Source organism: Kangiella sediminilitoris (assembly GCF_001708405.1).
Classification (GTDB): Bacteria; Pseudomonadota; Gammaproteobacteria; order Enterobacterales; family Kangiellaceae; genus Kangiella; species Kangiella sediminilitoris.
Genome location: NZ_CP012418.1, coordinates 1,119,854 through 1,131,513, shown reverse-complemented (window position 1 = coordinate 1,131,513; position 11,660 = coordinate 1,119,854). Strand labels below are relative to the sequence as shown.

Annotated in this window: 9 protein-coding genes; 7 read left to right on the top strand and 2 right to left on the bottom strand. The window is 41.2% G+C overall.

Annotation, left to right across the window (positions count from 1 at the left end):
* Positions 1-26 precede the first annotated feature (26 nt).
* From KS2013_RS05295 to KS2013_RS05280, 4 genes are all read left to right on the top strand, one after another.
* The gene (locus tag KS2013_RS05295) at positions 27-1,166 is read left to right on the top strand and encodes a saccharopine dehydrogenase C-terminal domain-containing protein (RefSeq protein WP_068990786.1); all 1,140 of its coding nucleotides are present in this window, start codon (positions 27-29) and stop codon (positions 1,164-1,166) included.
* Positions 1,167-1,187: 21 nt separating this feature from the next.
* On the top strand, positions 1,188-1,430 hold the full coding sequence (locus tag KS2013_RS05290; RefSeq protein ID WP_228703754.1) for an EF-hand domain-containing protein: 243 nt from the start codon (positions 1,188-1,190) through the stop codon (positions 1,428-1,430).
* Positions 1,431-1,727: 297 nt separating this feature from the next.
* On the top strand, positions 1,728-3,248 hold the full coding sequence (amaB, locus tag KS2013_RS05285) for an L-piperidine-6-carboxylate dehydrogenase (protein WP_068990784.1): 1,521 nt from the start codon (positions 1,728-1,730) through the stop codon (positions 3,246-3,248).
* A gap of 61 nt (positions 3,249-3,309) precedes the next feature.
* Positions 3,310-4,356, top strand: coding sequence for a Glu/Leu/Phe/Val family dehydrogenase (locus KS2013_RS05280; protein WP_068990782.1), 1,047 nt, complete (start codon positions 3,310-3,312; stop codon positions 4,354-4,356).
* A gap of 42 nt (positions 4,357-4,398) precedes the next feature.
* On the opposite strand, the gene KS2013_RS05275 is transcribed toward KS2013_RS05280, so the two are convergent.
* Together KS2013_RS05275 and KS2013_RS05270 are read right to left on the bottom strand one after the other, a co-directional pair.
* Entirely contained in the window at positions 4,399-6,261 is a 1,863-nt protein-coding gene (locus KS2013_RS05275) for a winged helix-turn-helix domain-containing protein (protein ID WP_068990778.1), read from the bottom strand.
* A 164-nt stretch (positions 6,262-6,425) separates the two neighbouring features.
* Positions 6,426-7,646, bottom strand: a complete 1,221-nt coding sequence (locus KS2013_RS05270; protein ID WP_068990775.1) for a hypothetical protein — start codon at positions 7,644-7,646, stop codon at positions 6,426-6,428.
* A gap of 603 nt (positions 7,647-8,249) precedes the next feature.
* Here KS2013_RS05270 and speD point away from each other — a divergent pair.
* The 3 genes from speD to speA all read left to right on the top strand — a co-directional run bounded on the left by speD (position 8,250) and on the right by speA (position 11,660).
* A complete protein-coding gene (speD, locus tag KS2013_RS05265; protein WP_068990773.1) occupies positions 8,250-8,723 on the top strand; it encodes an adenosylmethionine decarboxylase in 474 nt (157 codons plus the stop codon).
* A 22-nt stretch (positions 8,724-8,745) separates the two neighbouring features.
* On the top strand, positions 8,746-9,594 hold the full coding sequence (speE, locus tag KS2013_RS05260; RefSeq protein WP_068990769.1) for a polyamine aminopropyltransferase: 849 nt from the start codon (positions 8,746-8,748) through the stop codon (positions 9,592-9,594).
* Positions 9,595-9,731: 137 nt separating this feature from the next.
* Positions 9,732-11,660, top strand: a complete 1,929-nt coding sequence (gene speA / locus KS2013_RS05255) for a biosynthetic arginine decarboxylase (protein ID WP_068990767.1) — start codon at positions 9,732-9,734, stop codon at positions 11,658-11,660.

Genomic DNA, 11,660 nt, shown 5'->3' with positions numbered 1-11,660 from the left:
CACTCAGAGGATAAAAAGGAGCCTTTATGAGTAATGTAATTGTACTGGGTGCAGGAATGGTGGGTAACGTCATCGCTCGGGATATTTCCGAAAAATATGATGTCACTGTAGCTGATATAGATACCCAAACGTTAAAATTACTAAAAAAGCGCCAGCCATCAATTAATACCCAAGAGCTTAATGTCCTGGATGGAGAGGCATTAAAAAGAATCGTTGAACCGTTTGATATTGTCATATGCGCAGTTCCGGGCAACCTCGGCTTTAAGACATTAAAGAATGTTATAGAAGCTGGAAAAAATGTGGTCGATATATCGTTTGCTCCAGAAAACTGTCTTGAGTTAGATCATCTTGCAAAAAAGCATAATGTAACTGCAGTAATAGATAGTGGCGTTGCGCCGGGCATGGACAACCTACTGTTGGGATTCTTAAATACTAAAATGGAAGTCACCGATTTTGAATGCTTTGTTGGAGGACTTCCCAAAATTCGCAGTAAACCTTTTGAATACAAGGCACCCTTCTCTCCTCTTGACGTCATTGCTGAATATGTAAGGCCTGTACATTACTTTGAAAATGGTCGTGAGTTAGTTAAAGAACCTCTAACAGACCGAGAATTAATAGAGTTCGAGCAAATTGGTACTCTCGAAGCATTTAATACTGACGGGCTAAGAAGTCTTATTTATACCATGAGTCACATTCCCAACATGAAAGAGAAAACGCTAAGATATCCGGGCCATGTAGAGGCCATTAGAGCGTTAAAGCAAAGCGGTTTCTTTGACTCTGATCCTGTGATGGTCAACGGTATGGAGATTAGCCCAATAGAGTTCACCTCCAAAGTATTAATTAACGAGTGGAAACTCAAACGTAAGGAAGAAGAGTTTACTATCATGAGAATTCGTATTCGAGGAGTTGAAAATGGAAAGCGTAAAGAGTACGTCTACGACCTATATGATGAATACGACAAAATAAAACAAGAAACCTCTATGGCAAGAACGACTGGCTTTGCAGCTAACGCCATCGCAGGGCTGATATTGAAAGACAAATTTGATAAGGTCGGTGTGTATGCACCTGAACATGTTGGTGGTCATACGGACTGTTGTAAAACAGTTATTGACTATATGGAAGAACGTAAAGTTCGATACCGACTTGAAGTCAATAACCTTGATTAGAAAAGCACAAGCTGAAGGAGCATGATGAAAGCCCTGACTGAAGATCAAATTGTAGAAATAAAAGGCCACTTTGACTTTTTTGACAGTGATGGGAATGGCCGAATTGACCTTGATGAATTTACTGAATTGCTAGTGGTTTTATCGCCTGAATCAAACCCAGATCAAGCTCAGGAAGGCTTTGCCTTAATTGATACCGATAGAAGCGGATACATTGAGTTTGATGAGTTTCTTTCATGGTGGAAAACCTGCTGGTGGGAGTATTGAAGAATACTCCTCACTAAAAACACGAACTAATTCAATAATAAACACCCAACACTACAAACCCATTATTCTGACTATATCACCCAACCTATTAATATTTCTTATCACAAAACAAGTTCTTATAGAGAATACTTGAAAGACTTGTCCGACCACCCTCAATATTGTTCATTCTTTAATCAACACACCTAAAATTTTCTGGCTAAAAACGGCCTCTAGTGGTAAGGTTGCTGCGCAAAATTGAGATACAGAAAGTGTTAATTCTTAACACATTCACTGAATTTAATGACTTTAGGGGTTCATATGGAATTCTTGGAAGAGTTAGGTATCAAAGCTGTCAACCAATCGGCAAGTTGGGGTGAGGGCTACACCGAAACTCAAGACGCAGGCTCGATCGATTCGATTAACCCTGCAACAGGCGAACTAATAGCAAAAGTAAATGTAACTTCAGAAGAAGATTACGATAAAGTACTTCAGATGGCTGAAGAATCTTTTGCAGAATGGCGCATGGTTCCAGCCCCAGTTCGTGGAGAACTAGTCCGCCAAATGGCAGACGCCTTACGTGACCATAAAGATGCACTGGGAAGCCTAGTCAGCGCCGAAATGGGCAAAATCAAGGCTGAGGGTGATGGTGAAGTCCAAGAAATGATTGATATGGCTGACTTTGCTGTGGGTCAGTCAAGAATGCTATATGGTAAAACAATGCACTCTGAGCGCCCTGAACATCGCATGTATGAACAGTGGCACCCTCTTGGCGTTACCGGCGTAATTTCAGCTTTTAACTTTCCGGTAGCCGTTTGGTCATGGAATGCATTCGTTGCTGCAGTGTGCGGCAATACTATTGTATGGAAACCATCTCCAAAAACACCCTTAACAGGTATTGCGGTACAAAATATCTGTAACAAGGTTCTAGAAAGAAATGGTTACAAAGGAATTTTTAACCTATTTATTGATAGCGAAGAAAACAAGCTATCTAAAAAGTTTATAGAAGATAGTCGCGTAAAGAAGATGTCTTTCACTGGCTCAAGTGAAGTGGGACGTATGGTAGGAATGAAAGTTGCCGAACGTATGGGCAAATCACTACTGGAACTGTCGGGCAATAACGCTTTAATCATTGATGAAACAGCAGACCTTGAATTAGCAGTTCCAGCGGTAGTTTTCGGTGCAGTAGGTACAGCTGGTCAACGATGCACGTCAACGAGACGTTTGATTGTCCACAAGGATATTGCAGATAACGTTATTCCGACCATAGTAAACGCCTATAAGCAAGTAAAAGTTGGCAACCCACTAGATTCAGATACATTGATGGGGCCGCTTATCGATGAACAGGCCGTTAAGAATTTTGAGAATACTATAGCCGAAGCTAAAAAAGCTGGAGGTGAAGTTCTAACAGGTGGTAAGCGTATAGAAGGAAAAGGCCACTTTGTTGAACCTACTGTTATTCGTGCAGAAAACCATTGGGATATAGTACAAACAGAAACATTTGCTCCCATTCTGTATGTAATGACTTTCGAAACGATTGATGAGGCTTTAGCTTTACAAAACCAATCAAAAGCTGGTTTGTCATCTGCGATCTTTACACAAAGCGTAAAGAATGCAGAAAGGTTCTTGTCAGCTATTGGCTCGGATTGCGGTATAGCTAATGTCAATATCGGTACTTCCGGTGCGGAAATTGGCGGTGCATTTGGCGGCGAAAAAGAAACTGGCGGTGGTCGAGAAGCTGGTTCTGATGCTTGGAAAGCATACATGCGTCGTCAGACTAATACTATTTTCTGGGGTGAAACCCCAGTCCTAGCTCAAGGTATTAAATTCGACCTGGGCTAAATTCTTTTGATAGCCACTTGTTATGTGGCTTTTGTTTTATCCTTATTTATAGGAGTTTTATATGGCGGTTTTTAACCTTCGTGCCTATGACGATCATGAACAAATCGTGTTTTGTCGTGATGTCGACTCGGGTCTAAAAGCAATTATTTGTGTCCACGATACTAACCTTGGCCCTGCTGTGGGTGGTTGTCGTATGTGGGATTATAATTCTGATGAAGGCGCATTGATTGATGCACTTCGTCTGTCTCGCGGCATGACTTATAAAAATGCTATGGCTGGCCTGAAAATGGGTGGCGGTAAATCTGTAATCATTGGTAACTCTAAGACCATGAAATCAGAAGAGCTATTCCGTGCCTTCGGTCGCTTTGTAGATAAACTCAGCGGTAAATATATTACTGCAGAAGACGTTGGTATTAACCCGCAAGATATGGCTATCGTCAACAAAGAGACTAATCATGTACTTGGTCTTGAAGGCAAGTCAGGTGACCCATCTCCAGTAACAGCCTATGGTGTATTTACTGGTCTTAAAGCAGCAGTTCATCACCGTTTAGGCCGTGATGATTTGGATGGCTTGAAAGTATCGGTTCAAGGCCTTGGCCACGTAGGTTACTACCTCTGCCGCCACCTTCACGAGCAAGGTGCTCAGTTGGTAGTGACAGATATCAACAAAGAAAGTGTTGATCGTGTTGTAGACGAGTTTGGCGCGAAAGCTGTTGATACTGATGAAATTTATCATCAGGAAGTTGACGTTTATGCGCCTTGTGCTTTGGGAGCGACCATAAATGATAATACAATTCCAAAGCTGAAGGCTTCAGTCGTTGCTGGTGCTGCTAATAACCAGCTTGCCGAAGATCGTCATGGTCAAATTCTAATGGAAAAAGGTATTTTATACGCACCGGACTACGTGATTAACGCTGGTGGTATTATTAACGTATCTTTTGAAGAGAATTATGATCAGGCAGCCGCACTGAAAAAAGTAGATGAAATCTACGGTACTCTTTCTGAGGTGTTTGATGCCTCGAAATCTTCTGGCCGTCCAACCAACGTCATTGCTGATGAAATTGCTCGTCAGCGTGTAGCAGAAGCTAAAAAGAATAGACAGCACTAGTATTTTCAGACATAAAAAAAGCGGGCTTAATGCTCGCTTTTTTTATGCCTGCAGTTCCGAGAGTATTCCTTTTACTGCAGGGTTTTGTCTTAAAACAGGTGAGTTCTTTAGAGATACGAGAAGATAAATATAACCTGAGTATGAGCGTCCCAGGTTAACTTTCTGCTTTAAAATAGCCAATACTTTATTAAATTCATGCTGCTGATCATAAGCAACATAAATTTCAGCCAGCGCAAGACATATAGCCATTGCTAATCTAACCTGGCAGTCATCCAAGTCTATACTGGCCACCTTATCTTCACTAAAAAACTTTTCAAGAAAACTTTTAAAGACCGAAGGCTCCATCGAAACTAGCATTTCTTTCACTTCTTCTTCTTTACCTTGAATCAGTAAAATCTTTGCTATTTCTATCATCACTTCCTGCCTGAAAATATCGCTTTCATCAGCAATTTTATAGAACTCTTCAATGGCCTCTTCATATTTGCCTGAATAATAATACGTATGGGCCAGGTTGTTTCTGAACACTAGTGACTCAGGCCTTAACTCGACAAGCTTCTTCATAATGCTAAGAGCTTTGACCGTTTCACCTTGAATTAAATAACTACCCGCAAGCCGTCCCAGGATCAGCGGATGATCGGGTGCGTAGACCATCACTTTCTCGAATGAGTTTCTCTGAAACTCTAAGCCAATGTCATTAAGGTGATACAAACTATCAGCGAATCTAATATTCGCTACGGGGTGATAGGGATCAATGTCTAGCGCTTGCTCGGCAAAATCTTTAGATTTAGTTAAGAGTTCATCATCGACATCCTCACCTGATAGCCCTCTCAAGAAATATACTGAAGATAAACCAGCCAAAGCATCGGCATAGTTAGGCTCTATCTTGAGTGCCTCTGAGTATTTCTGCTCTGCGGTCAGAATGTTATCATCACCACGTTTATCGAGATAGTATTCACCCACTTTATAAAGCTCTATGGCAGTTTGATTGATAGCAACTTCTTTAGTTACAAAATGCTCAGTTTTAAAATGCTCCACCAATAAGTGAGCAATATAAAAAGGCAGCAAATCCGCAGTCTCGAGTGCATCATGGAAACTTTTTGTTAAAACCACCTGAAAGCCGTCTGTTTCAATGAGCTGTACTGTTAATCGAATATCACCACCGCTCCCTTTATTAAAAACTCCAGTCACTATATGTGATGCCTTCAATTCATCAGCAAGTATCAACTGATCACCATCGAGCTTTTCATAGTATTCACTGGCAGCATTACTGGAAATAACCTGTAACTGAGTATGTTCGGAGACTAAACTAACGATTCCATCTGAAATGAATTCAAAATTAGAGTAGTCTACCTCTGAGTCAGCCTGACTCTTGAAGGGTAAAACAGCGATACTATTCTGAACTAAGGGAGGAACTGGCTTTGTTTTACGCTCGGGACCGTATAGCCACACCATTATCGCGAAAACTATGGACACCACAAGGCTGACGCTTAGAACAGCAAGTCGAAAACGTTTATTTTGATCAGTCGCTGGGTACTTTAGTTGACCAGGATTGAAAGAGTAACCTCTTTTGGGGAATGTTTTGATAATACTGTGGCCATCATCTTTAAGCACTTTCCTTATCTCGACAATGCATTGTGTCAGGCAGTCATCAGAAATAACTGTACTGGGCCATACGTCTTGGATTATTGAATCTTTGGTTAATACCTTATTGGGATTGGAAAGGAAAACTTTTAGAACTTTAAATGTTTTTGGACGTAAAGCTATACTTTGGCCATCATATTTGAGGGTATAAGTAGAGTCATCTAGAGCAATATAATCCTCACCGATAGGCTCAGTTTTATGCTCTCTATTCCTGTCCATTTGCAACCCCAGCTCTTTATCCAGCAACTTGCTGATTATAACCATATTAGTGTTTTTATTTCGTGTGGACGCCCACGAATTAATGCAAAAATGACTAGGTTTTGGCACGATTTAACTTCAAACTGTCAACTTTATCGACAGTTTGTGGTACTTAAAATGTTTGGGAGTAAGCACACCAGAACAGCTGTGCGTTGTGAAATACTATGTCTTTAATCGACGGCGTATTGGAAAAACATTCTGTAGGTGGCGGACCAGATGGGATACTCTACTTTCATTAAAAAACACGTATACTGATCTCGTTGGCAACCAGACATGCTGAAAAGGTTATCTACCAGCTCATTTGCTAACGGATAATCCAGTTTCTCATTAAAATCATCATAAGGCTCTGATAAACGAAGATCAGCTTCGTCATGGAAACGGTCATACCAAAGTAAGTCTGAGCTTGAGATACCAGCAATATCAGAACCACCAGCATACACGCCAGCATTGGCAACGCTGCGCATCGCAAATGTTTTCTCTAAAAAGCAGGCAATATACTGAATTCTTGTTGGGTAACGTGTCTGTAAACCGACGCAACTGACCTTTTTCCCACCATGAAAAGGACTTTGTTGCAGTTTAGGGTAATGCTGAATAGCACCAAAATTCAGGTTGGATCTCCCCAGCTTAGTTGGAATAACCATCACGTCTCCATCCAACTCAAACTTATCTAAATTTTCAGTAATTGAAGAGCTGGTAAATTCTTTGATCACTGAAAAGAGAGGAAGGTTACTACCTTTTACCTGCTCCTGTGAAACTATATCAGGCTCACCTGACAAGATTTTGTTTTCAACAGGTGCTATCGGCATCATAAGTGGACGCGAATGCTCTGAGGTTTCACATGAGTCATAATAAGTTAGCGTAAACTGTTGAATATAATTTGAATCTTGCTCACTTTCCTTGAGTATGAAAGCAGCGAAAGAGCTCTCCATCGTTTCGCCAGTTATCTTCTTAACCGACTCAAATAGCGCAGCACGATTATCTCTTTTAGAATTGGTGGTTTCTTTTACCGAAGAGGACTCACGGATGAGTTTTTTTAAAGCTGAGTGACTTCGAGAAAAATCATAAATCAAATTTTCGAAACGTTGGACAACACTTCTTGCTTCTTCCAGTAAGCTCTCATTACTACCTTTGCTCTCAGCAAGCTTAATAAACCCTTTGATCCCAGCGGGACCCGGTAGAGAATCTATAACTTCCAGCCCAGTATCGGCTTTATTAATGGTTTCAACCATTCTTTGGCAAGTTGATTTATTAGCCCCTAGCCATTTCGACATGCCAGTTATGGTTTTAGCATGGTTCGGAAAAGCATCCACAAGATTGGATAACCCTATTTTAATACGCTCCCCCTCGCGTCCAATCAGTGATAATTCTTTACGAGATAATGTCTTACTCACGGCTCTCTCCACTACTGCGACATATGCAAACTCAAGTTATTATCAAACAACCCTTGTTTTGCCTCATTATTATTTATCTAGATTGTAGCATTTTGTACAAAATGTAAATATTCCAGATAATCACATAACCGGCACAGATACTATCTCACTGATTTAATTGATAAATTATTGTTATATTTTCTATATCTAAATAGTCCATCAAGTCCAAAAAGCTAACATTAACTTAACAATCTCTCAAAAACGAGTAAATATATCTCAAAGTTTCAGCTGTTAGCAGCACTTCTGTTTCCCCATGAAATATGTTCTCAACTTCAGTGGTAACGGCCTTTAAAAGGAAAAAAATATCCCTGTATGTTTTTTATACATATTTTCAACGAAAAGTGTTGCATTTTCAGCAAAAAAGCGTATAAAGCACAGTCTAAATTGTGCTGGTTAATAAGTCTCGGTCAACTCAATTAAAGCACTTGAGACAATGTCGATAACCCGTTGAACTATAACGAAAATTAGCCTGCTCAGTAGGTCTGGGAAGTTTCTGTCGTTACGCCCCCAGAAAATACATGTACAAGCTTGTTTATGGCTTCCCCATGAGAGGAGATTAAAGAAGTGTATAAAGACTTCGACTATAACCAAGAGATTGATCCTACTGGCGCAACAGAAACTCAGTGGCCTTCTTTTAAAAACGTCAATGAGAACGATGAGCGAAACGATCATTTCATCCAAAGAGACGGCAAGCAGTTTGCTGGTACACACCTTATTATTGATTTGTGGGGTGCTTCCAAACTTGATGACTTACAAGTAATGGAGCAAGCTTTCCGCGAAGCTGTAATTGAATGTGGTGCTACCCTGCTCCATATTCACATGCATCACTTTACGCCTAACGGTGGTATTTCTGGTGTTGCTGTACTAGCAGAATCACACATCAGTGTTCATACCTGGCCTGAACGTGACTATGCGGCATTTGACGTATTTATGTGTGGCGACGCAGAACCACATAAAGCTACGGAAATTCTTCGTAAAGCGTTCTTACCATCAGAAGTGTCGGTGAAAGAAATTTTACGTGGCGAAGTGCACAATTAATAAATAAGAACCAAAGTACCTTATGAGCAAACGTTTTATCGAAACTTTGTATAAAAGCTATGGGCAGAGCTTCATTGTTGATGAAATTCTGTTTGAGAGCAAAACAGAGCACCAGCATCTGATTATATTTAATAACGATCAGTTTGGGCGTGTTATGGCGTTGGATGGTGTTATACAGACTACCGAAAAAGATGAGTTCATCTACCATGAGATGCTAACCCACGTTCCACTTTTTGCGCACGGGGAGGCTAATCGAGTGCTCATCATAGGTGGTGGTGATGGCGGCATATTGCGTGAGGTATTACGTCACCCTGAAGTACAACATGTGACTATGGTAGAAATTGATCAAGCCGTGGTAGACATGTGTAAAAAATACTTCCCTAAACATTCTGATGGAGCTTTTGATGATCCCAGGGTAAACCTGGTTATCGATGATGGCGTTGACTTTATCATCAATAATAAAGAAAAGTTTGATGTCATCATCTCTGACTCTACCGATCCTGAAGGACCTGGCGAAGTGTTGTTCAGTTCCCGCTTCTACCAAGGTTGTAAAAACAGTCTCACTGACGGCGGTATTTTAGCCACTCAGAATGGCGTTAGCTTTATGCAGATAGAGGAAGTTCAGACAACTTATAATCGTTTCGAAGGATTATTTAAGGATCGCTGGTTTTATGCAGCCCCCGTACCAACTTATGTCGGCGGCATTATGACACTTGCCTGGGGTACCGATGATATTAGCTTGAGACAAAAGTCCGTCGAGCAAATTCGTGAGCGATTTAGCCAGGCTAATATGAAGACACGGTACTACACACCGGAGCTTCATGTAGCCAGTTTTGCTCTGCCCCAATACGTCATCGATGCCCTCAATTGAAGGTGCGATTAGAAAGATTGCAAAAAGGCGGGCTAAGGCACCGCCTTTTTTGTACCTGGTGGATTAGTTAATCCAACTGTTTTATTAACGCTGTAGCGTCTATACTTTAGAGCATGGCGATGGAGAGATAGCAATAAATGACTGCTAATACAAATACAAGCTGGTCAGTTGATCAGGCGAAAGCCTATTATAATCTGCCCTATTGGAGCGATGGTTTTTTTGATCTTAATCAGCAAGGCGATCTGACCGTTTCACCTGATAAAACGAAACCCGAGCTCCAGTTCACTTTGTCATCTATTTGTCAGGAGTTAAAAGCGCGGGGCTTCCAGATGCCAGCTCTTTTACGATTTGGAGACATTATTCACCATCGTGTAAATAGTCTTTGCCAGGCTTTCAATAAAGCTATTGATGAGTTTGACTACAACGGCTACTACACCATCTGCTATCCGATTAAAGTCAATCAACAGCGACGAGTAGTTGAAGAAATAGTTAAAAGTCAGGCCAAGATTGATAAGCAACAAAAACAAATTGGTTTAGAGGCTGGTAGCAAGCCCGAATTAATGGCAGTTCTGGCAATGTCAGAAAATACCAATTCAACTATTGTTTGTAACGGCTATAAAGACCGGGAATATCTTCGCGCAGCATTAATTGGTAGCAAGCTGGGTCATACCGTTTATATCGTTATTGAGAAACTGTCGGAGCTTCATCTACTTCTAGAAGAATCCAAAGTAATGGGGATTAAACCTACCATAGGTGTGCGTGCGAGACTGGCTTCTAAAGGTGAATCAAAATGGCAAACCTCTGGTGGCGATCACTCTAAATTTGGCTTATCGGCCAGCCAAATTCTTCGACTGGTAGAGACGCTTATTGATAATGATCAACTGGATATTTTCCAGCTACTGCATTTTCACCTAGGTTCGCAAATCACTTCTATTCATGACATCCGGAACGCTCTAAAAGAATGTGCTCGTTTTTTTGCTGAGCTACAGCAGTTAGGCGCACCGATTAAAACTGTAGATGTTGGCGGCGGCCTTGGTGTCGACTATGAAGGTACAAGAAGTCAAAGCCACTGCTCAATGAACTACTCGCTTGAAGAGTATGCTCATAATGTAGTAGCTGCATTTCATGAGGTGTCCATCTCGCAAAATTTACCTCATCCAAATATCATTACAGAGTCTGGACGAGCACTAACAGCTCATCACGCTGTACTGGTCGCGAACGTTATCGATGCAGAATCACCTGTACAACACGATATCAGCAAACCCCAGGATGAATGTGCCACTGTACTGCACAACCTTTGGGTAACCTATCAGGATAGCCTACAGGGGGATAACGCCCGACTTATACAAGCACATCATGATGCAGGCTACTACCTAAATGAAGCCCAAGGTATGTTCAGCCATCAAGTTCTTAGCCTTTCTGAAAGAGCTATCGCTGAGCGCCTACACCGCCTGGTGTTAATGGCTATAAAGCAACGATTACAGCCTGAAACACAAGAGCAGGAAAATATATTGGCTCAATTAAATGAACAGTTAGCCAGTAAATACTTTGTAAACTTTTCGATTTTTCAGTCTTTACCCGATGCCTGGGCTATCGATCAAATATTCCCAGTTATGCCTTTACAGGGCTTAGACAAAGAACCGACTGAGAGCGCCATCATTCAGGACATAACCTGTGATAGTGATGGAGTATTGGATCAATATGTCAATAACTTTGGAATCACCTCAACAATCCAGCTTCCACAATATACGCATGGAGAAGAATATTTACTTGGATTCTTTCTTGTAGGTGCCTACCAAGAAATCCTTGGCGATATGCATAACCTGTTCGGGGACACCCATACCATAGATTTAAGAGTTACAGAGCAAGGTGAACTGGATATCTATGGGACAGATTATGGTTCAGGGGTTGATGAGTTACTTGATTATGTAGATTTCGATGCTAAATCACTGCTGGAGTCCTATCGTCGCCAACTGAAAGCGAGTAACCTGGAGCTCACGCAGCAGCGCCAATATCTGGCAGAGCTACGGGAAGGAATCTATGGCTACAGCTATCTTGAGGACTAG

Coding starts and splice junctions, on each gene's coding strand:
- KS2013_RS05295 (WP_068990786.1), top strand. CDS start 27: ATGAGTAATGTAATTGTACTGGGTGCAGGAATGGTGGGTAACGTCATC.
- KS2013_RS05290 (WP_228703754.1), top strand. CDS start 1,188: ATGATGAAAGCCCTGACTGAAGATCAAATTGTAGAAATAAAAGGCCAC.
- amaB (WP_068990784.1), top strand. CDS start 1,728: ATGGAATTCTTGGAAGAGTTAGGTATCAAAGCTGTCAACCAATCGGCA.
- KS2013_RS05280 (WP_068990782.1), top strand. CDS start 3,310: ATGGCGGTTTTTAACCTTCGTGCCTATGACGATCATGAACAAATCGTG.
- KS2013_RS05275 (WP_068990778.1), bottom strand. CDS start 6,261: ATGGTTATAATCAGCAAGTTGCTGGATAAAGAGCTGGGGTTGCAAATG.
- speE (WP_068990769.1), top strand. CDS start 8,746: ATGAGCAAACGTTTTATCGAAACTTTGTATAAAAGCTATGGGCAGAGC.
- speA (WP_068990767.1), top strand. CDS start 9,732: ATGACTGCTAATACAAATACAAGCTGGTCAGTTGATCAGGCGAAAGCC.